This is a genomic window from Butyrivibrio sp. XPD2002 (genome assembly GCF_000423945.1).
Classification (GTDB): domain Bacteria; phylum Bacillota; class Clostridia; order Lachnospirales; family Lachnospiraceae; genus Butyrivibrio.
Genome location: NZ_AUIY01000029.1, coordinates 1 through 24,065, shown reverse-complemented (window position 1 = coordinate 24,065; position 24,065 = coordinate 1). Strand labels below are relative to the sequence as shown.

Sequence of the window (24,065 nt, the reverse complement as noted above, 5' to 3'; positions counted from 1 at the left end):
TGCGCATACATCTTTCCTATAATAGAGTTCGTAAATGGAGGTATATGCAGTATGAAATGGCTTAGTATTTTTAAATATCTGAAAATCGGATATGGAGAAAATATAGCACTGGCTGACAATCTTACTCAGAGAGTGTCCTTTGATAACAATGTCGATGCAGACAGGGTAAGAGTCAGATTCACCAACCGCTACAGCAAAAATGAACTCAGGATTGCCAAGGCAACCATAACAAAGGAAGGCGCTTCAAAGATTAGCAGCATCACTTTGGATGGAAAAGAGGAGATAAAGCTTGGCCCTGATGAAGTGGTATTTAGCGATGAGGTGGATTACAAGATCAGCGCCGGTGACAGGCTGGTTATAAGTATTTACTACAAGGACAGACAGGAAATGGATTCCATCTGCTGCTTCTGGTCAGACGGCGGAGCCGAGGTTAATTACTACGAGGGCGATGTCACAGGGGCTGATGAAAATAGTCTTGGAGCTTCAAAGGGAACACTTCCGGAGATAACCTCTGACATTTTAAGAGATGATGCCAATATCGGTATGATGAAGATTTTCTCAGGCTTTGATATCGTGCAGGCTCTCGCAGATGATGACACCAAGGTTATCGCAGCCTTCGGGGATTCCATAACTCACATGTCCTTTTACACCAATGCACTTCAGAAGAGACTGTATAAAGCATATCCCGGAAAGCTGTCCCTTATCAACTGCGGTATAGGCGGCAACAGACTGGTGGATGATGCGACCTATGTTAAGGCAGCGGGAAAACAGCTTGTGCTTTTCGGAAAAGCAGGAGTAGACAGATTTGAGGAGGATGTTTTCGGAATCGATGAGGTGGACACTGTTCTTACTCTTATAGGAATAAACGACATAATGCATCCGCTTTTCTTAGAGGACAAGGAAGAGACCACAAGCGGAGAGGACATTGTAAACGGATATAAAAAGATAGCAGCTCTTGCCCATGATAATGGCGCAGAGATTTACTTTGGAACAATAACACCTTGCGGAAATGACGAGTATCCTGACTGGTGGCTTCCAAAGTTCGAGGCTTCAAGAAATAAGGCCAACGAATGGATAAGAAGCGGCGAGCTTATTGATGGATTTTTCGATTTCGACAAGGAGCTTAGGAATGACAATAAGCCCGGATATATGAAGGATGACTGTAACATCGGTGACGGACTTCATCCTAATACCGAAGGTGGCAGGAGGATGGCTGATCTGGTAGATATAAAGGCTATTGTCGGATGAGGGGACAAAATGGCAGAGCACTACGAAAGCGAAGCGTTTATTTATAATCAGGTTCCTGTACGTATATTTAATCATTGCTATGACGGAACAGAGATTTTTACAGGCCTTCACTGGCACAGGAACATTGAGTTTAATCTTACGACCAGCGGCAGGATAAAGATGAACATTGACGGCGAGACCGTGCATCTTCCTGCCGGATCGTGGTGCATAGTTAACAGCGGCGAGCTCCATTCCAATCACTGGATTGAGCCCACTGACCATTTCGAAGGAATCTGCGTGCAGATATCCAAGAGCTTCATGGACAGATGGGTAGGAGAGGGTAAACGCTTTGAACTTCCGGGCAGTCAGGCTGCCTATGACAGAATTAAGGATATACTGATAGAGTTTGGAGAATACCAGCGGACGGGAAAGGATGACCTTAGAAAAATGCAGCTGGTTTTTACGCTTTTAAATATGCTCTCCGATAACTGCATCAGGGAAGGAGGAGTTGTGGAGAGACACAGTGAAAACGGGGATGCCAATATAAAGGCTATAATCAACTACATCGACGCGAATTACATGGAGCAGATGGATCTTGCTTCAGTTGCTGCGCATTTTAACTACACTCCTACATATCTTTCAAGAATGTTCAAGGAGCATGTGGGCAGGAATTTTTATCAGTACCTGCAGAATGTGCGTCTCATGAACTGTGTCGAGGAGATGAAGGACGAGGAAAATATAAGGCTTATGGAATGTGCCCTGAACCACGGTTTTCCTAATGCAAAATCCTTCATTTCAACCTTTAAAAAGACCTTTGGATGTACGCCCTCAGAGTGGATAAAACAAGGGAAAAAAACGGCCATTTTGGCATAGTAAAAATTGACAATTACACAGACAAAAATAGAAAAGCCTCATGATGCAGCTTTACAAGGACATTTTTCCATATCATAATGCCGCTTCTTAAGCCCATCATCATCACTGTAACGGTATTCGTTGCCATGGGCGTTTGGAATGACTTTTTGATGTCCAGTCTTTTCCTTACAAAGACTGAGACCAAGACACTGGCTATTTCAATCAAGACCTTCCTGACCAACCACTCTGCGGAGTACGCTCCCATGATGGCGGGACTTCTTCTCAGCGTATTGCCTGTTCTGATTTTCTATCTTATCGGACAGAAGTACATTATCGAGGGTGTTATCGCTGGTAGCGTCAAGGGATGATTGGTATAATACATCATATTGGGAGGCATTATGATGGAACTGATTAGCCAAAAGATGAGAAAACTTGCACCGGAGATGGATCCTCTGCGCATAGGCTGTGGTTGGAAAAAGGAAGACCTTGGAAAGCCGCAGATTATTATAGAAAGTACTGCCGGGGACAGTCATCCCGGAAGCGGACATTTATCTGTCCTGGTAGAAGAGGTGCGGAGAGGTATCTATGATGCCGGCGGCTTTGGTGCGAGATATACCTGCACCGATATATGTGATGGCGAGAGTCAGGGAACTGACGGAATAAACTATTCCCTCGCAAGCAGAGAGATGATCGCCAATATGATAGAGATTCACGCGGGCGCTACGCCCTTTGACGGTGGCGTTTATATAGCAAGCTGTGATAAGGGTATGCCGGCTAATCTTATGGGAATGGCAAGAGTTGGGATCCCGGGAATTGTCGTGCCTGGTGGTACCATGAGTGCAGGCCCTGAGCTTCTTACTCTGGAGCAGCTTGGAATGTACAGTGCGAAGTACGAGCGCGGTGAGATTGATGAAGATAAGCTTTCCTGGGCTAAGGAAAATGCATGCCCTACCTGCGGCGCCTGCAGCTTCATAGGAACGGCTTCTACCATGCAGATCATGGCTGAGGCTATGGGACTCAGTCTTCCCGGAAGTGCGCTTCTTCCTGCCACAAGTCCTGATCTTAAGGAATATGCTTATAAGTCCGGTCAGAGAGTAGTAGAGCTTGCAAAGGAAGGAGTTAAGCCCTCCGACATAGTCACCATGGACTCACTTGAAAATGCGATCATGGTCCATGCAGCTATCTCCGGAAGTACGAACACGCTTCTTCATCTTCCGGCCATTGCTCACGAATATGGCCTTGAGATAGACGGAGATACCTTTGACAGGCTTCACAGAGGAGCACATTATATCTTGAATCTTCGTCCCGCAGGAAAATGGCCTGCAGAGTTCTTCTACTACGCAGGCGGAGTTCCGGCGATAATGGAAGAGATAAAGGACAGCCTACACCTTGATGTTATGACTGTTACAGGAAAAACTCTTGGTGAGAACCTTGAGGAGCTTAAGGCTAACGGCTTCTATGAGAGGTGCAATAAATGGCTGGAAGAGGCTAATAGGAAATATAAAATCAGCGTCACAAAGGAAGATATAATTAAGCCCTACGATAAGGCTATAGGAACAGATGGAAGCGTAGCGGTGTTAAAGGGAAATCTTGCACCAGAGGGTGCGGTAATTAAGCACACAGCATGTCCTAAGGAGATGTTTAAGGCTGTACTAAATGCACGTCCCTTTGACAGTGAGGAGGAGTGCCTTGATGCTGTTCTCCATCACAAGGTAAATAAAGGCGACGCAGTATTTATCCGCTACGAGGGACCAAAGGGCAGCGGTATGCCTGAGATGTTCTATACTTCAGAAGCCATCAGCTCCGACGCTGAGCTTGGAAGAAGTATAGCACTTATAACGGATGGCAGATTTTCAGGAGCATCTACTGGCCCGGTTATTGGACACTGCAGTCCTGAGGCACAGGCAGGAGGCCCTATAGCCCTTGTTGAAGAGGGCGACCTTATAGAGCTTGATGTATTTGAAAGGAAGCTGAATATTATAGGAATTAAGGGAGAGAGAAAGACTCCTAAGGAGATAGAAGCTGAGCTCGAAAAGAGGCGAAAAGCCTGGAAACCTAAGCCGATGAAATATAAGAGCGGTGTTCTCAGACTTTTCAGCGAGCTTGCAGCAAGCCCCATGAAGGGAGCATATCTTCATTTTTCAAAATGAAGAGTTTCTCTTTTATAGGATTCGATATGATCCATATCGTTGAAGAGTTCGAGCCTTGGAATTATCATTTCTCCATTCTGGGCTGTGAAATCGATGATTGAAATGGAGCACACTCCATAGGGCATTGAGGTTAATGCGAAGGGGAAGGGGAGGCTTAGCACATGTGAAAACATGATGGAGCCTGATCCTCCATGGGCAAAGAGGGCGATGTTTTTATCTTTGTTTCCCCAATCTATCTCGTGCATAAAATCGAGATTCTGTATTTCGAGGTTATGGCTTTTGGCTGTGTATGAAGCGGTTTCTCTTGCCCTTCCCATGGGAGAAGAGAAGATAGCGCTAATGTCCTCATCCTTTAGCCTCATAGCCACATTAATCGCCTGCTTTTTACCGTTTTCAGTAAGGCAGTCGTTTGCATAATCAGGTTCGCCGTGTCTGACAAATATAAGTCTCATTAGTTTAGTCTCTTTTCTTTAAGTAATATTTTACAGCTCGAAATATTCTGCGGTTATGTGACTGATTTCAACGTCTGATTTTGAGCTGTTTTTATTTGATCTTCCGAAAATGGAGCCGGAGACACCCATTACGCTAAAAGGTCCGATGAACGCTACATCTGTTGAAACCTCTGAGATGACCGGCTTATGCTGATCGGCGCAGTTTACCTTGGCACAGTTTCGTATTTTAAGACGATCGCGGATGTATTCTGTGGGGATATCATCCGCGATGGTTACAACTGCACAGTCCTCCACAACCACTCCTTCGGGGTGGTTTTTCAGTGTCTCACTGTCTAAGGAAAACGTCGCTTTGTCCGAGATTACGAGACCTTCCATAATGATGACGTTTTTACAGGACACGTTCAACTCGTTATATTTTTTTGCACAGCATTTATCAAGACGTACGGTGCCATCAACTGAGAGAAACTTCAGTTTTTCAAGGGCAGGAAGACTTTCCTTTTTGATCATAAGATCGCCGATAACATACAGGTCATTTCCCATGGATGCGATGAGAGAATCATCAAGACAAATATCATCCATGTCAACAATCCTGCAGCTATCAGGAAGCTCAACAATTTCTGCTTCTATGTTAATAAGTGGGAGAGTCTTCTCAAGGTGGCTTTTCCTAAGATATATCTTACTTGTCTGGAGATTTACGTTTTTCTCAGAGAGCTTATCAAAGTCAGTTTCGCAGTCCATATCATAGATTGAGGAGAGTGCAAAATATCCTGTATTTTCCTGAGCTCTAAGAGGGAAGTATTTATCAAGCTTATATTTATTATCGAGAATTACGTAGTCATCCGGATAAACCTTCGTCAATCCGTTTAGCGAGATTTTCTGCATTGGAAGACGGCCCGAGATGCTTTGCGGGCACATGATAATGCCGTTTACTTCAATCTTTTCATATAGATTAAGTGTATCCAATGAGCCGGGAGCAAGCTTGAGAAAGCCGTTGACTGTGAGGATGGTTCCGGCACTTACCTGAGTCTCAGGTGTTATGTCGAATATTCCGTTTACGCGCTGGATTTCTTTTCCTGAGGATATCAGTGACTCGCTTCGCAGAGAATCTGCCTCGATAGTAAAAGGAAGCATGCTCATAACCTGTCTGCTTCTGTCATCAACTATCATGGTATCTGCTTTTATAAGAATTTCCTCGTAGCCTCTGTAGTTGCTTTCGTTTATTCTTCTTGCATCACATACATCGCAGTTTATTTTAAGCTTCATGATTATTCGCGTCCTTTTTTACAAAAGTTTCCTATTAATCATACTATACGAGCCAGGTTGTAACAAGAACAAGCGTATGGTTTCATATTGTTGATACTGCTATGTTTTGGTATAATGTGATGCTGAGGGGAACAATATAATAATGGGAATGATGGTATGAAGAAAAAACTTGGGAGTCTTTTTATTCGATATCACAGCACTGCTGTGATTTTTTTATGCTGTCAGGACATTCGTCTATTGTATCCGGAACTGCAAGTTAAGTAAGTTTTTTAAAGGAGAACCACAAAATGAGTGAACTAAAATTCGACCCTTATACAGGGAAACCAATTGAACCAGAGGAGAAAAAGGAATATAAATTTGATCCTTATACAGGTAAGCCGATTGAGCAGCCTGCTACTAACGCACCGCAGTTTGATCCTTACACAGGTAAGCCAATAAGCAGTGCACATCAGGGAGGAAATGAGCAGCAGAGTGTTAACCCTCAGCAGAACTATAATGCTCAGCAGAGCTACAATCCCCAGCAGAACTATAATGCTCAGCAGAGCTACAACCCTCAGCAGACTTATAATGCCCAGCAGCCCGGTAATTATGCATATAATCCCGGAATGTATGCAGGCAATAAGTCAGACAGCAACAAGAAGGTTGCATTTATCGTACTTGGTGTTGTTGTAGTTGCATTCCTTGCACTTGCAGTATTTGGTGGCGTTAAGGCTATGCAGTTTTTAAATAAGAACAAGGAAGCTCTTAACAATGAGCAGAGCTTTGAGACTCCTGATTCTACTGCAGAGACACCTGCATTAGAGGTGGTTCCTGATAACCTGAACGATAAGGCTGAGGAGCAGCAGCCCGAGGAGCAGCAGGAAGAGAAGAAAGAAGAGCAGCAGGAAGAGAAGAAAGAAGAGCAGCAGCCCGAGGAACAGAAGGAAGAGGAGCAGCCTGCAGAGCAGGTAACTGTATCCAACAACAATCAGGTTGACGAGAGCAGCATTTTCTCCTTCAAGATAGGTGATGCATCATACCAGATTCCTGAGAAGACAAGCGTATTCCTTGAAGATGGTTGGTTCTTTGATAAGCCCGATGATGCAAATGAGATGATTGGAACAGGCGAGCTTTTCTACACATATCTTGCTTATCCCGGTGGTGAGCAGCCTCACATCATGGTTACTATCACAAACTTCAGTCTTGATGCAGTAGCTGCTAAGGACGGATATATTTCCAACATTTCATTTAATGCTTATGATGTTGAGAAAATGGGACAGAATGTAACTACTCTTGGCGGTAAGGTAGTTCTTGGCCAGGGCGGAGTTGATGACATAAAGGCAGCTTACGGTGAGCCTGGTTATATTTCAGAGTCAGAGCTTGGTGATGGATATTTCTATTACGATGAATCAAGCAGCAGCTTTACAAAGCCTTCTGTAATGATCAGCTTTGATGAGAATGACAATTACGATGGCATTTCAATTACAAATAACGATCAGCCTGCAGACTTTGAGCAGGTAGAGGTTAGCTCAGATGCTCCTGAGTACCTCAGCAAGTATGTAGCTCCTACAGAGCTTGGCGATGATCCCTTCTCAGGTAACTTTAAGCTTGACGGTGTTGTTTATAACCTTCCCTGTCCTCTTCAGGTATTTGAGGATAACGGCTGGACTTATGATGTTGAGCACGACTACTCAGTAGGTGCCGGCGAAGGCTACGTTGTCCAGCTTAAGAAGGGCGATCTGATGCTGACACTTAACACAGAGAACTTCGATACAAAGGCTACAATGCTTAAGAACACAATGGTAATCATGATCTCATCCAACTCTACAGGTCTGTTTGCTAACGGTATCGAGTTCCCCGGCGGATTTACAGCAAGCTGGTCAGAACAGCAGCTCGTTGACTGGATTGACAGCCACAACATTTCTAACTACGAGAAGCGCAGCAGCACAGGCGTTTATTCTATTCCTTTCGATCAGCCCGGCAATGGCAAGAGCAAGGGAGTAGGTAAATACGAGATATATACAGAAGATGGTCAGATAGACTTCCTGCACTTTAGATGCTACGGATGGCTTAAAGACTGATCCTGAAATGAATCACTGATAAAAAGAACCACCTTTCCGCAATAACCGGAAGGGTGGTTTTTTTAATGGCTGTTTTTAATGTTTGTATTAGTAATACTTATTTTACAGCATTATTTATTTTGAGCTTTCGCCGTATTTTTCATCGCAGTATTTGCAGCGGTAAACTTCCTTGTCCTCATCTGCGAGATAGAAGATGTGGGGCAGACCCTGCTCGATTGATGTTATGCAGCGGGGATTGTGGCATTTTATTACGTTCTTTATCTCATGAGGCAGGAAAAGTGCTCTTTTTTCTACGATTTCACCGGCCTTGATAACGTTAACAGTGATGTTGTGGTCGATGAATGCCAGGACGTCCAGGTCAAGGGTGTCGATGTCGCACTCAACCTTCAGGATATCCTTTTTACCCATGACGTTACTCTTTGCATTTTTGATAATAGCAACGGTGCAGTCCAGCTTATCGAGACCTAAGTGGTGATAGATCTGCATGCTGCGTCCGGCCTTTATATGATCTAAAACGAAGCCTTCTTCGATTTTTCCAACGTTAAGCATATTGTTTCCTTTCTACTATGTTCCTTCCCTCGAGGGGAGATGACGCTGCGGGGTTAAAAGGTTCTTAACAACCCGTGATTCATATGAGCGTCTGTCTTATCAAGAAGTGTCAGTATCAGTGCCATTCTTACATACAGACCATACTGAACCTGCTTGAAATAAGCGGCTCTGGGATCATTGTCCACTTCTACGGAAATCTCATTAACTCTGGGAAGCGGGTGGAGGATATGCATATCCTTTTTAGCCATCGCCATCTTTTCCTCATTCAGAATATAGAAGTCACGCAGACGGATGTAATCCTCTTCGTTGAAGAAACGTTCCTTCTGAACTCTTGTCATGTAGAGCAGATCCAGTCTTGGCATTACGTCCTCGAGCTTTATTACTTCCTCATAAGATATGTTGTTTTCATTCAGAAGATCCGTGATGTAATCAGGAACACGGAGTTCATTAGGTGATATGAAAATAAAATGGATGTCCTTATAACGAACTAATGCATTTATAAGAGAATGAACGGTTCTGCCAAACTTAAGATCGCCGCAGAGACCAATAGTAAAGCCACCAAGTGAGCCATATAAAGAACGAATAGTGAGAAGATCTGTAAGAGTCTGCGTGGGGTGGTGATGACCGCCATCACCGGCATTGATAACTGGAATAATAGAATTCGCTGCTGCTACCATAGGGGCACCTTCCTTGGGATGGCGCATCGCACAGATATCAGCGAAGCTGGAAATAACACGGATAGTATCGGCGACACTTTCGCCTTTAGAAACGGATGAACTGGAAGCATCGGCAAAACCGATAATCTGACCGCCAAGTCTGAGCATTGCTGTTTCAAAGCTGAGTCTTGTTCGTGTACTGGGTTCATAGAAACAGGTAGCGAGGATATTACCATCGCATTTGTGAGCATAGCTGCTCATGTTCCGTTCAATGTCTCCTGCGGTGTCAAAAAGCTGATCGAGCTCTTCAACTGAGAAGTCAAGCGGACGCATCATGTGTCTTAGATTATTCATCATAGATTCTGCACTCCCATATATACTGATTAACTTTTTTTCTTAATCAATTATATATGTTTGAGGCTCATTGTCTAGTAAAAAAATCATCTATTTGGATTGAAAGTTGTGACAGGTGCAGAGCCGTCAATCGGAATGTGATACATGACATTTTCTACGCCAAAGGGCTTGAAATAAAGATACTTTGAAGTGAGGCTAAGACCATGGAAAACACCCTCAGCAATAACGGTGTTACCGGAACCATCGAGCTTCATAACTCTGAGGGTCTGGTTTCCTGCCTCTGAGGTAGCATAAAAGATATTGTATTCGTTCATGTTGTAATAATCTACGCGGGAATTGGTCAAAACCTCGGTGCTTCCATTTATGAGACTGGAGCGGCAAAGTCTGTAGTGATGAGCAGCATCGATATAGTAGACATAGTCGCCCTGAACGATAGGCTGCCAGATATTGCCGACAAGAACGGTGGAAGATGTATCATTGGAAAGTGTATCTATTACGTGGAGATCATGATCAAGATCAACTCCGCTGTAATAGATTTTGCTATTAAGTGCGCAGGACGGGTCAAGGAGCTCTGTGGTGATTATTGAAGGATTCTGACCGTCGATTCTGATCTTATTAAGGCCGATCTTTTTTCCTGTATCAACCGTATAATACAGGTCACTGCCAACAAGCTGGATAGAAGAGATTATCTCTCTGTCCAGCATCTTTTGCTTATCACCGTCTGTTTCACTTCTGTAAAGTCCATAAAAAGTAGACACACGGCCAAGACCCTTTAAGTCACTGGTAGCGTTACTTTTTGTGGTATCCATATAGTAGTAGACGTACTTGCCGTGGCCTACTATATTTCTAACGGACATCATGGTCAGGTCATTAAGGTCTGTTTCATCGGGATTCATGGAATACATGGCATCACTATCAAGAGGATTTGAAAAGTACACCTTTCCATCCATCTCAAGGAAAAGCCCGCCATTATATAGATTTCCTGCGGTGTTACCGATGGCTGATTCATCATTAAGCGGCACACGGTTACGCAGAGCATATATTAAAATAAATATTGTGATGAAGGTAATAGCGGCTGAAAAGCCTATAATAACTCTTTTGTTTTCCATAATTTACCATCCTGATTCGGAAAATGCTCGAAAACAATTATTTATAAACTTTATTTTATTAAGTATATCACGGTTTTTGGCTACAAAACTATTAACTTTCCGTGAAATTATCGGAGTTTTATTTCAATTTTATGGTACAATTTATATTAATATTATTTTAAGCCGAACAGGCATTTTTTGAGGAGAGACGTACGTATGGACTTGAACGAACTTCGCTTGGATATTGACGAAATTGATGCGGAGCTTTTGAAGCTGTTTGAACAGAGAATGAAGATAAGCGAGAAGGTGGCTGATTACAAGATACATTCAGGAAAAAGCGTTTTTGATAAGGAACGTGAAATTCAGAAAATCGAAGCTTTTAAGGCACTTGCCAATGATGATGAGAACAGAGATGCTGCCGGTGAATTTATCGAGAAGATAATGGAGATAAGCCGTAAGCGTCAGTACGAGAAGCTTTCAGAGAGCGGAGCTCTTGATAACGGAAAAGATTATGACCCGGTATTTTCGGAGGAAGTAAAGGATAATTCACTTATTCTCTACAGGAATGCCACAAAGGAGCAGGCCTGGCTCAGGGATACACTTGTTATTCTTGCAGACAAAAAAGGGGCAGAGGCTCATTACACACGCGGTGAGCAGGAGGAACTGGTTCATACCTGTATGAGCATCCTTATAGATGAGTCTGCAAGGCGCGGCTTTTATGGCAATCTCTGGCATGCCTTTCTTGCACTTTTACTGGTGTCTGATGAAAATGCCTACAGTATGGCAGACGAGATGCGCGGAGATACGGATGGCTCCATAAGGGAGATTGCACTCCATGATCTTACACGCTTTAAGACATGGTTTGACTTAGACTTTTCCGAGATGATCAAGCGCCTTGGAACACCTGAGCTTTCGGCACTTTTTGATTTTAAGGCCGGATCCTCTGACAGCAAGGTCTTCAATACAAGAGTAAGGGATAGAATCTGCGAGCTTGCAGTAACGTTATCGAAGTGTGAGAACGCTGAGGATATGCTTAGTGAACTTGCTCTTTTCTATAAGCAGTATGGAGTTGGTAAATTCGGACTTCATAAGGCCTTCAGAGTAAGACATGCAGAGCCCTCTGCAGTGATCGAACCCATAAGGAATATCAGACATGTGCAGCTTGCTGATCTTGTAGGCTATGAGATAGCAAAGCAGAAGCTTGCCACAAATACAGATGCATTTGTGGCAGGTAAAAAGGCCAATAACTGCCTTTTGTACGGAGATGCGGGAACAGGTAAATCCTCCTGTATCAAGGCTATTGCCAATGAATACTTCGATAAGGGACTTAGAATTATTGAAGTTTACAAGCATCAGTTTAAGGATCTTAATGACGTTATAGCCCAGATAAAGGGCAGAAATTATAAATTCATCATATACATGGATGACCTCAGCTTCGAGGAGTTTGAGACAGATTACAAGTATCTTAAGGCTGTCATTGAGGGCGGTCTTGAGAAAAAGCCGGAGAATGTGCTTATCTATGCGACCTCCAACAGGAGACATCTCATCAGAGAGAGCTTTAAGGATAAGCCCGCAGTGCTTGATGATGACCTTCACAGGAACGATACTGTTCAGGAGAAGCTTTCACTGGCTAACCGTTTCGGCGTGACGATCTATTTCGGAGCTCCCGAGATGAAGGAATATGATGAAATAGTACGTGTTTTAGCTAAGCGCGAAGGCATAGATATGCCGGAGGAGGAACTTGTAGCAGAGGCAAGAAAATGGGAGATGAATCACGGCGGCCTTTCAGGACGTACCGCTCAGCAGTTTATCGACTATCTTCTTGGAAAATAACAGACTTATGTAGGAGGGGCGCATATGGCAATAGATGTTTTTGCCGCAGTTGACCTTGGATCTTATGCTTTAGAGATGAAAATCTACGAGATGTCGCAGAAAAAGGGTGTTAAGGAGATTGATCATGTAAGCCACAAGATTGATCTTGGAACGGAGACCTATGCGACCGGGCAGATTTCAGCTACGCATATGGATGAGCTTATCAGAATTCTCACTGATTACAGCAAGATCATGGAGGGGTATCGTGTTTCGCGTTATCAGGCCTATGGTACCAGTGCCATGCGTGAGACCAGAGACATTGATACTGTGCTTGAGCTTTTGAGGCAGAGGACCGGGCTTGAGATTGATATCCTTAGTAACTCTGAGCAGCGCTTCCTTGACTACAAATCTGTAGCTCTTAATAACGAACGATTTTTTAAGTTTTTGGAAAAACCAACTGCTATTGTTGATGTCGGAGGAGGAAGTATCCAGATATCTCTTTTCGAGAATGATACTCTTGTTACGACTCAGCAGCTGCGCCTTGGCGTACTGAGACTTCATTCCACAATGCAACTCATTCAGCCGGGACATAGTAAATATCCCATGCTGGTTCAGGAGCTGGTGGAATCACAGCTGAATGTATTTGCCAAAATGCATCTTAAGGACAGGAAGGTTGAGAATGTAATCCTTCTTGATGATTACGTATCACCTGTTCTTCAAAGAATTAATCTCGGAATGGATGAGAAGGGATATGCATCCGCAAGAGAGTTCCAGAACTACATTGGAGGACTTGCAGGTAAATCTCTCCAGGATACCTCCAAGAAGCTGGGGCTTGCTCAGGACAACATAATGCTGATGTATGTTTCGGGACTTCTGGTTTCCAATATCCTCTCAGTACTTAATGCTGAGACTATCTGGGCTCCGGGAGGAACCCTCTGCGATGGTATAGCCTTCGAGTATGCGGAGAGGAAGAAATACATCAGAAGCTCCCACGATTTCGAGCAGGATATCGTGGCCTGCGCTCAGAATATTTCCAGAAGATATATGGGAAGCAGACAGCGCAGTGAGACACTTCAAACGATAGCACTTAATATTTTTGACAGCATGAAAAAGGTTCATGGACTTGGTAAAAGAGAACGATTGCTATTGCAAATCTGTACCATACTTCATGACTGTGGAAAATACATAAGCATGGTCAACCTGGGAGACTGCTCCTATAACATCATAATGTCAACTGAGATAATTGGTCTTTCCCATCTGGAGAGGTCTATCGTTGCCAACGTGGTAAGGTTCAACCATGATGACTTCGAATATTACAAAGCAGGTGGCTACAGATTCCACGGAATTGATCACGATGCCTACCTCATAATTACCAAGCTTACTGCGATTCTCAGAATAGCGAACGGACTCGACAGAACCCACAGGCAGAAATTTAAGAATGTCAAGGTTTCAGTCAAGGACAAGGAGCTGGAGATAACAGTTGATACCATGGCTGATATTTCACTTGAAAAAGGTTTGTTCAGTTCGAGAGGCAGCTTCTTTGAGCAGGTTTATGGAATACAACCTGTTATCAGACAAAAGAGATTATAGTGTGGAAGGTGCCCAAGGGGCGATGAGGGTGAACAATATATGTCAACAAAAAAGAATAAACAGATAGAATCAAAAGCTATAAATTTCTATTATGACGGCTATTATATTAACCGAGAGCTGAGCTGGCTCCAATTCAATAGCAGATGTTTGTCAGAGGCAAAGGACAAATCCACACCTCTGTTTGAGAAGCTTAAGTTCTTAAGTATCACGGCCAGCAACCTTGATGAATTCTTCATGGTTCGTGTCGCATCCCTTAAGGATATGATAAATGCCGGATATAAAAAGCCTGATATTGCAGGACTGTCTCCTAAGGAACAGCTAGAAAGAGTAACCGCTGTTGTCCATGATTTTGAAAATGAACAGTACAAGGTTTACAATCGTCTGTTATTGCCTGAGCTTGGTGAGAACGGAGTGGAGGTTGTAAGAGATTATAAGAATCTTAATGCTGAGGAAGCGGACTATATCGACAGATATTTTGATGATTTCGTTTATCCTGTTCTTACTCCAATGGCGGTGGATTCCTCCAGACCTTTTCCTCTTATCAGGAACAAGACTCTTAATATAGGAGCTCTTGTTAAGGCTAAGGACAATGATGAAATGGAATTTGCCATGGTTCAGGTGCCTTCGGTGCTTCCGAGAATCATGGAGATTCCTGAGCAGAGCGGTGTAAGGAAGATTATGCTCCTTGAGCAGATCATTCAGAGAAACATTCGCAAGCTTTTCCTTAACTATGATATCGTGTGCTGTTATCCGTTTAGAGTTGGACGAAATGCCGACTTATCAATCGATGAGGATGAGGCAGAAGATCTTCTTAAGGAAATAGAGAAACAGCTTAAGAGAAGGCAGTGGGGCCAGGCTATAAGACTTGAGGTTGAGAAGGGCTTTGATAAGCGGCTTCTTAAGATTCTGGTTGATGAGCTCAAGGTTGAACAGAGCGAGATTTATACTGTTGACGGTCCGCTTGATCTGACCTTCCTTATGAAGCTGTATGGAATCGAGGGCTTCGATTATCTTAAGGAGCATGGATATAATCCGCCCGCTCCCGTTCCGGAGCTTCCTCTGGACCGCGACATTTTTGCATGTATAAGAGAGGGTGATATTTTAATGCATCACCCCTATGAGAGCTTTGATCCGGTTGTCAGATTTGTAGAGACTGCAGCTTCCGACCCTGCTGTTCTTGCCATCAAGCAGACCCTCTACCGTGTAAGTGGTAACTCACCCATTATCGCAGCCCTTGCAAAGGCAGCCGACAATGGTAAGCAGGTTTCCGTACTGGTTGAGCTGAAGGCTCGTTTTGATGAGGAGAACAATATCGTATGGGCAAAGATGCTTGAGAAAGCAGGCTGCCACGTTATTTACGGTCTTAAGGGTCTGAAGACTCACAGTAAGATAACACTCGTTGTTAGAAAAGAGGAAGACGGTATCAGACGTTATGTTCACCTTGCAACAGGTAACTATAATGACTCCACAGCTAAGCTTTATACCGATGTTGGTATGTTTACCTGCGCTGAAGCCTATGGTGAGGACGCGACAGCCGTATTCAACATGCTTTCAGGTTATTCAGAGCCTGTAGTATGGAATAAGCTTACTCTGGCACCTCTCTGGCTTAAGGACAGAGTACTCGATCTTATTAAGAGAGAGGCTGAGCATGCAAAGAACGGAGAGCCTGCACATATCATCGCCAAGATGAATTCAATCTGTCACAAGGATGTTATTGCGGCGCTCTATGAAGCCAGCAGTGTCGGGGTTAAGATTGATCTTATTGTAAGAGGTATATGCTGCCTCAGGACCGGAATCCCCGGTGTGAGCGAGAATATAAGTGTCCGCTCAATAGTAGGTAACTTCCTTGAGCACAGCAGAATCTTTTATTTTGAGAATGGCGGAAGTCCGGAGTACTATGCTTCAAGTGCCGACTGGATGCCAAGAAACCTTGAACGAAGAGTTGAGATCATGTTCCCTGTTGAGAACCCCGAGCTTCGTAAGAAGCTGTGGCATATTTTGGACTCTGAACTCAACGATAACGTCAAGGCTCACATTATGAATAAAGAAGGAGAGTATGTGAAGGTTACCAGAAGAGGACAGGATCCGCTGAACTCACAGAAGCTCTTTGGAAAAGAAGCAACTCAGCTCAGTAAGCCTAAGGACATTGCAGAGAACAGAGTATTTGAACCTGAATATAGGGATGATCACGGACTATGAGATATGTTTTAGCATCAGGCTCTCCGAGGCGCAAAGAGCTCCTCGGAGGTCTTGGATTTGAATTTGAAATAATACCGGCAACAGGCGAAGAGGTTATTACAAGCGATGTGCCGTCAGAGGTTGTGAAATCACTTTCCCAGCAAAAAGCTAAAGAGATTTTTCATAAACTTTTTACAGATAATAAAGATACCCTCGTTGTAATTGGCTCAGATACCGTTGTATCATATAAAGAGAAAATCCTAGGTAAGCCAACAGACCGACAGGACGCAAGGCGCATGATCGAGAGCATCGCCGGAGGAACTCATGAGGTCTACACCGGAGTAACTCTTTGTTACTCAGAGAACGGTGAAGCGAAGGAGTTTACTTTTTACGAGTGCACAGAGGTCAGGGTATTTCCCATGACAGACTCTGAGATCGAGGCCTATCTTGATACCGACGAGCCCTACGACAAAGCGGGGGCCTACGGCATCCAGGGTATCTTTGGTAAGTACGTAAAGGGAATCGATGGTGACTACAACTGCGTTGTGGGACTTCCGGTTGCGAGGCTTTATCAGGAAATGAAAAATCTTAATCTTATCTAGACGTATGTGATGCAAACAATATTTTCACATGCGGGAAAGTGAGTTTCTATGCACGAGTATGACGATGCCGTACTGAATTGCTTTTTGGAAAATCAGGGACAGCTTTTTTCCGAAAACGTGGCGGAGAGCCCAGAGGAGGCAGAGGCTTTCCTTGAAGATTGCATGGCCGTAGTTGTGGAATCGCCTGAAGAAGTTGAAGAGTATTTTGAAGAAGCCGGACTTGATCCCGGAGATGGTGATGTTATGGAAGCATCAGAGGTCTTCGATGTAGGCGATGGAAGGTACCTTATTGTTGAAGGTTGAATCCTTATAATGCCAGGTGAGTATGAAATATAAATACTGTAGAATTCAGGGAAAAGAGCTGGCTGCTAATACCAGAACAGGCAAAGGAATCTTCAGCATGCTTAACCAGATGGTTTCAAATGGTGTGATGGAAGATGAGGATGTCGATCTTTTCAAGGAGATTGATTCCTGGTTTGCTGAAGAGTTACCATGGCCTCCACAGTGTAAGAGGCAGGAGAAGGTCATCTGCTATTTCAAGACTGATAATTCAGAGATGATGATGAAGATGATCAATCCATTGTTATGGCTGTTGGAGCGCTACAAGCACCCTTACTATGTGGTTTACACGAACTTCCCCGGAGAGATTGTCTACGAGGATGAGTACCAGATAGTGGTTAAGGTGGATGAGAATGTAGTCATCGAGGATGTCCAGGCGAGCTGGTCTCCGGATGACTAATGCTTTATGGAATTTTAGGGATATGCATGAAAATGCATGTCCCTTTTTGGGTGTCCGGAAGAATCTGACGTTAGCAAAAGTTAATAAATACTTTAGGGAATATACATTGTTTCAGTAACAAACCGTTTTTACAATTAATCTATAACGCAAAAAAGTTTTCTTATGAGGGGAGAAAAATATGAGCGAAAATAGAAGGTTTTTTAGAGCGGTACTGGCAGTATTACTGGCATTTGTTTTCGTTGTTACAGGGCCTTCAATGGGGGCTCTTGCGAAGGACTCCGGCAGCTACATGAAAAAGAATAACCTTCGCACGAACCTTAGAGAGCACAAGTCCGTAAATGTCCAGAGCTATTGCTATGGTCTGGGACTTCGCGACAGCAAGGTTAAGGTTATCGCCGTACAAAAGGAAGGTTCTTCCGGAGTGGAAGGGTACGAAGTGGCCTTAATAAAGATCAGGATATCAACTCCTAAGCTAAACGCTAAGAATGTAAAGAAGGCAATAAAGGCTGCTAATAAAGCCGGCATGGGTAATAACATATCCGCCAGCTATTTCGGTGTCATAATGGATGGCAATACGGGAATGAATCTCTCTGTTTTATCAAGTGGTGAGGACCAGATAGATGGTGTTTATTCCTATGTCACCATGGAGTATGATGGCTTGTATGAGCAGAAGGCTGCGGGCTATGAGATAGAAGGATATAAGGATCTTATTTACACCTTTGCAGTCGCTTATCCCAAGGACAGAAAGAATCTCTATATTGGAATTGCCGGAGTGAAGAAGCCTGATAAATATACACGTACAGAATTTGAAGAGGGCACAAGGAAGTTTACCAGGACAAACATGTACAGTAAAAAGAACAATAAGCTGAGTGCTTTTTATAAAGTTAATTAAAGCAAAAGAGCGAGCCAAACGGCTCGCTCTTATTATGATAATGAATGTTATATATTATTTAAAAGTATTGAAACCAAACCATCGTTATCATTATCGGCTTCTGTAATAATATCAGCTGCTTCCTTTACCATCGGCACCCCGTTTATCATGGCAACGCCAAGGCCTGCAGCCTTTATCATGGAGATGTCATTTTCCTCATCACCCGCCGCAATAGTGTTTTTATGAGGTATGCCAAGGTGGTCGGCAAGTCTTGTTACAGCACTTCCTTTTCCAGCCTCTGAGTTAAATATCTCAAGATAGAAGGGATTGGAATAGAGAGTGGTGATTTTTCCTTTTCCTAAAATATCAACTGCATCCTTAAAACGGTCGATTTTCTCTTTATCATGAAGCTCGATACCGATAATCTTGCAGGGGACATCAGGAAGCTCTGAACATATATCATCCGTTACGATATAAGGAGTTTTTATAACTCGTCTGTAGTAAGAGAGCTCCTCATCATCTGCAGGGCTTATAAGATTATCATCGTTATAGGTGTGACAGTGGACTCCATATTCCTCTGCAAGAGCAAATATCTGAGGGACCAGATCAAAGGGGACCCCGGTCCTGTACACATCCTTTTTAGCATCACAGTCGTATATCTCAGACCCGTTAAAGGCTATAAGATAACTACCGGGGAAGAAGAGATCGTTCTCTATCTGTACGGCCTTTGCACTGTCAAGAGCACGTCCTGTACTTATTGCGAAGTGATTACCTGCATCTGTGAATTTCTTAAGGGCATCCATGGTAGCAGGTGTTACTTTTTTTTCTTTTGTAAGTAATGTACCATCCAGGTCTGTGAAAAAAATCTTACTCATATCAGTTCCATTTCTAAGAGTACGTAAATAACAAAAGCTTTTAATCGAAGGCAGAAGATATCTTATTTGATAGCTACTAAATCGATCTTAAAGTTGAGAGCTTTTCCTGCCATCTCGTGATTAGCATCAAGTGTTATTGTGCTGTCTGTCTTGTCTGTAACAAGTACAGGGAAGGGTCTGCCATACATATCCTGAAGATATACCTGCTGACCAACTGTAAGATCCTCAGAACCGGGAAGCTCTGAAATTTCAGTTGTGAAAATAGCCTCAGGGTCTCTCTCACCATAAGCTTCTGAGGGCTCAAGGTGAATCTCAAGAGTCTCGCCCTCATCCATATTTGCAACAGCAGCATCGAATCCGTGGATCATCATGCCTGCACCGCAGATGAATTCAAGAGGCTCGCCTCTGTCATAGGAAGAATCGAACTGTGTTCCGTCATCAAAGGTTCCAACATAGTGTGCGCGGCATATCTTGCCAACATTTTTACCCTCAATAGCAGGTGCTGAAGAATGGCAGCCTGAGCATCCTGCGCAGCCACCTTCATTATCACCACAGCCCCCGCAGCCTTCCTCAGCGTCGTCATGACCGCCACAGGAATGTCCATCGCTATGGTCTCCACATGTATGTCCTTCACCGTGGTGATCACAGTTAACGCCTGTGCTCTCGAGCTCGCCCTTAAGGTATGCTTCAACAGCTTCATCAGTGCTGCCTGAAGCGCCTGCACATACTTCGATACCGTTGTCAGTAAGAGCTGTCATAGCGCCACCGCCGATACCGCCGCAGATGAGAACGTCTACCTCTTCGCCTGCAAGAACACCTGCAAGAGCGCCGTGGCCCTGTCCGTTAGAATCTACAACCTCTGAAGAAACAACTTTTCCATCGGTTACTTCATATATCTTAAACTGTTCTGAATGTCCAAAGTGCTGGAAAACTTCACCATTATTATAAGTAACTGCAATTTTCATAATATAATTCCTTTCTATGCATACAATTACAAGATAGTAACATATTTTGAGAATATATTCAAATTACTGGGGATAGCCATGATTGAATACCTCTTTTTCCTTAGGTATAATGGAAGATGAAATTGTTATATTTTGAAAATAATTCGAAAAGAGAACAGCCTATGAAAATTTGTGATTTGCATACACATTCAACCGCATCTGACGGAACATATTCACCCACAGAGCTTGTGGACTATGCTGCCGAAAAGGGGCTCTCAGCCATTGCACTGACTGATCACGATACAGTGTGGGGCCTGTCAGAGGCCATGGAGAGAGGGGAGATGTACCCTGACCTTGAGATTGTTCCCGGCATTGAGTATTCAACAGTACGAAACGGTAAGGATGTACATGTTGTAGGTCTTTACATTGATTATAAGGATAAGACATATCAGGCCAGCCTTAAGGGCTTTATAGATTCCAGAGTTAACAGGAATCGTAAGATGTGTGAGAAGCTTACGGAAGCAGGCATGCCGGTTACCTTTGAGGAGCTGGTTGAGATGAATCCCGGTGCAGTTATCACCAGAGCTCACTTTGCAAAATTCCTTTATGCCAAGGGCTATGTTACAAGCGTAAAGGAAGCCTTTGAGAGATATGTGGGAGATCACTGCCCCTGCTACGTACCCAGAGAGAAGATAACTCCCCAGATGGCTGTTGAGCAGATACTGTCAGCTCATGGTGTTCCGGTACTTGCCCATCCTGTAATATATGGACTTGGTAAGGATGCACTGGATGAGCTTGTAAGGGATATGAAGGAAGCAGGACTTGTTGCGATAGAGGCTCTTTACGGAACCTACACAGCTCAGGATGAGCGCGATATAAAGGCGCTTGCTTCGAAGTATGACCTTCTTATAAGTGGCGGATCTGATTTCCATGGAGCTAACAAGCCTCACATAGATCTGGCTGTGGGCACAGGCAGAATGGTTATTCCTTATGAGGTACTTGAACGAATTAAGGAATATGCCGGCAAAGCATGAAAATAAGTCATTCATTGGAATGATAATATACCCGGAGTAATTTAATACATGAACATAAAAACAATTGCGCAGCGTGCAGGTGTCAGCACCGCAACTGTGTCCAACGTAATGAATGGCAACTTTGGCAAGGTGTCAGCCGAGACCAGAAAGCGAATAGAAGACATCATAAAGGAAACCGGCTATAAGCCTAACGTCATGGCAAGGTCCCTTGTGAAAAAGGAGAGCAGGCTCATAGGAGTCGTGGTTCCTTATATGGGAAGGGATGATACCTTTTTTGATAACCCCTACAATGCCAATATTATTGCTTCTCTTGAGCAGGTTATAAGGAGCAGGGATTATTACATGCTTCTTAGATGCGTGGGGGATCCGAATGAGATAGTAACCATCCTTTCTTCATGGAATGTCGATGGGGCGATTTTCCTTGGAATAGTCAAGGAGGAGGTCCATGAGATTAAGGAGAGCATAGATATTCCGATGGTTTTCCTTGATACCTATGCACCTGAGGAAAAGATAGTAAACGTCGGAATTGAGGATTACAGAGGCGGATATCTTTCCGCAAAATATCTCATAGGAAAAGGGCACAGGAAGATAGCTCTTGTAACGCCGGAGATTTCTGATGAGGGTGTTATAAGAGAGCGCTACGATGGCTTTTTTGATGCATGTAAAGAGTCCGGAGTGAAATTTACAACAAAAGACATCTTTAATTCAGATACTTATTATAAGAACGCGATGCAGGTGGGGCAGGACATAGCCTTTGGCGGTGGCGGATACACGGCTGTGGCATGTATGTCTGACCTTGTAGCCTTTGGTGTGGTTGAGGGACTTAAGCAGTGCGGAATGAAGGTGCCAAACGATGTTTCAGTAATCGGCTTTGATAACTTAAATCACTGCGAGCTTGTAACACCGAAGCTTACCTCCATAGCTCAGGACATTGGACTTAAGGCCCAGAGAGCTGGAGACCATCTGTTTAAGATGATAGGCGGAGCGGACTTTGTTTTTGACGAGAGACTGCCCATCAGAGTAGTTGAGAGACAGTCAGTTAGGAATCTGAATGAATGATGTGATGCGATGGGGATAACAGCATCACATCATATATGAAAAAAGTTTAATGTATTGGGGTGACGACATAATGAAGCTTAACTATAAGAGAACGATTCTTATCGGATTGGCATTCATGTCAATCTGTTCTTTCTGGCAGTTCTATGACAATGAGATTCCCAAGATTTTGACCTATCATTATGGTTTGGGAGAGACCTATACAGGCGTTATCATGGCGCTTGATAATGTGCTTGCTCTGTTCATGCTTCCTCTTTTTGGAGCGCTTTCAGACAAAGCGGAGACCAGAATAGGTAAGAGGATGCCCTTTATTCTTGCGGGAACTGCTTTATCCTCTGTGCTTTTATTCACATTAATATATGTAGCGCATGTAAGCAGTAATCTGGCGCTTTTTATTGCCATTTTGCTTTTTCTTCTTGTTTCAATGGGAACCTACAGATCTCCTGCGGTAGCGCTTATGCCTGAGCTTACTCCGGCAGTACACAGAAGTAAGGCCAACGCCATAATAAACCTTATGGGAACCCTGGGCGCTGTTTATACGCTGGTAATGATAAAGCTTCTTCTGAAATCAGCGGAGAACGAAGCAGATACGAATTACATTCCTCTGATGCTATCACTTGTTATTTTTATGGTTCTGACCGTTTTGATCCTTTTTATAGCTATTCCGGAGAATAAGCTGATAAAGCAGGTACGTGAAGGCGTAGAGGATTTTGACGGAGAGGGTGGCCTTATCAGTAAGGAACTGGCAGAGGCTGATGTTAATGCATCTGATGGCTCAGTTAAGGAGGTTCTTACAAAGGATGTCAGAAAGAGTATGTCGTTTCTGCTGATGTCTGTATTCCTTTGGTTCACAGCCTATAACGCAGTTACAACCGCTTTTTCAAGGTATGTTACAGAGGTGTGGGATCTTCACAACGGAGCCTATGCGGATTGTCTTATGGTCGCTACAGTTGCTGCGGTTCTGTCATATCTTCCAATAGGTGTGGTTTCTGCAAAGATTGGTCGTAAGCTCACGATTCTGAGCGGTATTGCACTGATGATTATGTGTTATCTGGCAGCTTCATTTATGCAGAGCTTCAGCCCGGTAATGAATTTCTACTTTGCAATTATCGGTGTAGGCTGGGCAGCGATAAATGTTAATTCATACCCCATGGTTGTTGAGATGGGACGAAGCTCAGTTCTTGGAAAATACACTGGACTTTACTATACATTTTCAATGGCAGCCCAGGTATTTACACCGATCTTTTCGGGATTCCTCCTGGAACACGTTTCCTACAGAACCCTGTTTCCATACGCTGTAGTATTTTCAACGCTGTCATTCATAACAATGATTATGGTAAAGCATGGCGATACCAAGCCACGTAAGAAGAAGAGTATACTTGAGAATTTTGATGTAGATGATTAAAAAAGGGGCTGTCGCACTAAGTGAACTGCTACCCGTCAAGTAGACAATAGAAAAAACAAAATTTTCTGCCATCAGATTGTTGATCTGGTGGCAGTTTTTATGCTACCGCCAGATACTGCTCGTACTTCTCGAATGGTGTTAAAATCCCAAGTTTTCTCTGTAATCGCCTAGTATTGTAGTATTCTATGTAGTCCTCTATCATTTTCACAAGAGTGTCTCTGTCAGTGAATCGGTTCCCATAATACCGTTCGCGTTTAAGTATTCCCCAAAATCCTTCCATCGGACCATTATCGATGCATTTAGCTACA

General features: G+C 43.6%; 22 protein-coding genes and 1 pseudogene. 15 read left to right on the top strand and 8 right to left on the bottom strand.

Features of this window, described 5'->3' with window-relative positions; all coding sequences use genetic code 11:
- The first annotated feature begins 51 nt into the window (after positions 1–51).
- The 4 genes and pseudogenes from G587_RS0113990 (at position 52) to ilvD (ending at position 4,229) form a co-directional block, all read left to right on the top strand.
- Complete coding sequence (locus G587_RS0113990; RefSeq protein WP_026492775.1) at positions 52–1,248, top strand: GDSL-type esterase/lipase family protein; 1,197 nt, start codon at positions 52–54, stop codon at positions 1,246–1,248.
- A gap of 9 nt (positions 1,249–1,257) precedes the next feature.
- Positions 1,258–2,100 carry an AraC family transcriptional regulator gene (locus G587_RS0113985; RefSeq protein ID WP_026492774.1) on the top strand — a complete coding sequence of 281 codons (843 nt, stop codon included), beginning with the start codon at positions 1,258–1,260 and terminating at the stop codon, positions 2,098–2,100.
- Between the two features lie 59 nt (positions 2,101–2,159).
- Positions 2,160–2,447 (top strand): annotated as a pseudogene (locus tag G587_RS0113980) (ABC transporter permease subunit); the annotation flags it as partial.
- Positions 2,448–2,480: 33 nt separating this feature from the next.
- Positions 2,481–4,229, top strand: coding sequence for a dihydroxy-acid dehydratase (ilvD, locus tag G587_RS0113975; RefSeq protein ID WP_026492772.1), 1,749 nt, complete (start codon positions 2,481–2,483; stop codon positions 4,227–4,229).
- On the opposite strand, the gene G587_RS24595 is transcribed toward ilvD, so the two are convergent.
- Both G587_RS24595 and G587_RS0113965 read right to left on the bottom strand, forming a co-directional pair.
- Positions 4,214–4,681, bottom strand: a complete 468-nt coding sequence (locus tag G587_RS24595) for a histidine phosphatase family protein (RefSeq protein ID WP_026492771.1) — start codon at positions 4,679–4,681, stop codon at positions 4,214–4,216. The two genes, ilvD and G587_RS24595, sit on opposite strands and share 16 nt — an antisense overlap.
- 30 nt (positions 4,682–4,711) lie before the next feature.
- A complete protein-coding gene (locus G587_RS0113965; protein ID WP_026492770.1) occupies positions 4,712–5,944 on the bottom strand; it encodes a hypothetical protein in 1,233 nt (410 codons plus the stop codon).
- A gap of 287 nt (positions 5,945–6,231) precedes the next feature.
- Here G587_RS0113965 and G587_RS0113960 point away from each other — a divergent pair, with 287 nt between their 5' ends.
- The gene (locus tag G587_RS0113960; protein ID WP_026492769.1) at positions 6,232–8,004 is read left to right on the top strand and encodes a proline-rich domain-containing protein; all 1,773 of its coding nucleotides are present in this window, start codon (positions 6,232–6,234) and stop codon (positions 8,002–8,004) included.
- A 114-nt stretch (positions 8,005–8,118) separates the two neighbouring features.
- Here G587_RS0113960 and G587_RS0113955 read toward each other — a convergent pair whose 3' ends face one another.
- The 3 genes from G587_RS0113955 to G587_RS0113945 form a co-directional block, all read right to left on the bottom strand.
- A complete protein-coding gene (locus tag G587_RS0113955) occupies positions 8,119–8,553 on the bottom strand; it encodes an aspartate carbamoyltransferase regulatory subunit (protein ID WP_026492768.1) in 435 nt (144 codons plus the stop codon).
- A 53-nt stretch (positions 8,554–8,606) separates the two neighbouring features.
- Entirely contained in the window at positions 8,607–9,563 is a 957-nt protein-coding gene (gene pyrB, locus G587_RS0113950; protein ID WP_026665420.1) for an aspartate carbamoyltransferase, read from the bottom strand.
- Between the two features lie 86 nt (positions 9,564–9,649).
- Positions 9,650–10,672, bottom strand: a complete 1,023-nt coding sequence (locus tag G587_RS0113945; RefSeq protein ID WP_026492766.1) for a DUF5050 domain-containing protein — start codon at positions 10,670–10,672, stop codon at positions 9,650–9,652.
- Between the two features lie 195 nt (positions 10,673–10,867).
- Here G587_RS0113945 and G587_RS0113940 point away from each other — a divergent pair, with 195 nt between their 5' ends.
- The 7 genes from G587_RS0113940 to G587_RS0113910 all read left to right on the top strand — a co-directional run bounded on the left by G587_RS0113940 (position 10,868) and on the right by G587_RS0113910 (position 18,464).
- The gene (locus G587_RS0113940) at positions 10,868–12,484 is read left to right on the top strand and encodes a DUF815 domain-containing protein (protein ID WP_196812578.1); all 1,617 of its coding nucleotides are present in this window, start codon (positions 10,868–10,870) and stop codon (positions 12,482–12,484) included.
- A gap of 24 nt (positions 12,485–12,508) precedes the next feature.
- Complete coding sequence (locus tag G587_RS0113935; protein ID WP_026492764.1) at positions 12,509–14,053, top strand: Ppx/GppA phosphatase family protein; 1,545 nt, start codon at positions 12,509–12,511, stop codon at positions 14,051–14,053.
- Between the two features lie 39 nt (positions 14,054–14,092).
- The gene (locus G587_RS0113930) at positions 14,093–16,252 is read left to right on the top strand and encodes an RNA degradosome polyphosphate kinase (RefSeq protein WP_035786792.1); all 2,160 of its coding nucleotides are present in this window, start codon (positions 14,093–14,095) and stop codon (positions 16,250–16,252) included.
- Positions 16,249–16,833: a Maf family protein gene (locus G587_RS0113925; protein ID WP_026492762.1), complete on the top strand. Its 585-nt coding sequence runs from the start codon at positions 16,249–16,251 to the stop codon at positions 16,831–16,833. The genes G587_RS0113930 and G587_RS0113925 overlap by 4 nt, the downstream gene beginning before the upstream one ends.
- A 48-nt stretch (positions 16,834–16,881) precedes the next feature.
- Positions 16,882–17,136, top strand: coding sequence for a hypothetical protein (locus tag G587_RS0113920; RefSeq protein WP_026492761.1), 255 nt, complete (start codon positions 16,882–16,884; stop codon positions 17,134–17,136).
- 22 nt (positions 17,137–17,158) lie between these two features.
- Positions 17,159–17,572, top strand: coding sequence for a hypothetical protein (locus G587_RS0113915; RefSeq protein ID WP_026492760.1), 414 nt, complete (start codon positions 17,159–17,161; stop codon positions 17,570–17,572).
- A 178-nt stretch (positions 17,573–17,750) separates the two neighbouring features.
- Positions 17,751–18,464 carry a hypothetical protein gene (locus tag G587_RS0113910; protein WP_026492759.1) on the top strand — a complete coding sequence of 238 codons (714 nt, stop codon included), beginning with the start codon at positions 17,751–17,753 and terminating at the stop codon, positions 18,462–18,464.
- A gap of 47 nt (positions 18,465–18,511) precedes the next feature.
- On the opposite strand, the gene G587_RS24590 is transcribed toward G587_RS0113910, so the two are convergent.
- Positions 18,512–19,318, bottom strand: coding sequence for a Cof-type HAD-IIB family hydrolase (locus tag G587_RS24590; RefSeq protein ID WP_051201046.1), 807 nt, complete (start codon positions 19,316–19,318; stop codon positions 18,512–18,514).
- Positions 19,319–19,380: 62 nt separating this feature from the next.
- Positions 19,381–20,283, bottom strand: a complete 903-nt coding sequence (locus G587_RS0113900; RefSeq protein ID WP_026492758.1) for a NifB/NifX family molybdenum-iron cluster-binding protein — start codon at positions 20,281–20,283, stop codon at positions 19,381–19,383.
- Between the two features lie 161 nt (positions 20,284–20,444).
- On the opposite strand from G587_RS0113900, the gene G587_RS0113895 reads away from it, so the two are divergent.
- From G587_RS0113895 to G587_RS0113885, 3 genes are read left to right on the top strand one after another with little or no spacing between them, the layout of a single operon-like run.
- Positions 20,445–21,296, top strand: a complete 852-nt coding sequence (locus G587_RS0113895) for a PHP domain-containing protein (RefSeq protein ID WP_026492757.1) — start codon at positions 20,445–20,447, stop codon at positions 21,294–21,296.
- 48 nt (positions 21,297–21,344) lie between these two features.
- On the top strand, positions 21,345–22,355 hold the full coding sequence (locus G587_RS0113890; RefSeq protein ID WP_026492756.1) for a LacI family DNA-binding transcriptional regulator: 1,011 nt from the start codon (positions 21,345–21,347) through the stop codon (positions 22,353–22,355).
- Between the two features lie 49 nt (positions 22,356–22,404).
- Positions 22,405–23,757, top strand: a complete 1,353-nt coding sequence (locus G587_RS0113885) for an MFS transporter (RefSeq protein ID WP_242830088.1) — start codon at positions 22,405–22,407, stop codon at positions 23,755–23,757.
- Between the two features lie 97 nt (positions 23,758–23,854).
- Here the strand turns inward: G587_RS0113885 and G587_RS0113880 are convergent.
- Positions 23,855–24,065 (bottom strand): IS3 family transposase (locus G587_RS0113880; RefSeq protein ID WP_035786790.1); only part of this gene is annotated, 211 nt, incomplete at its 5' end.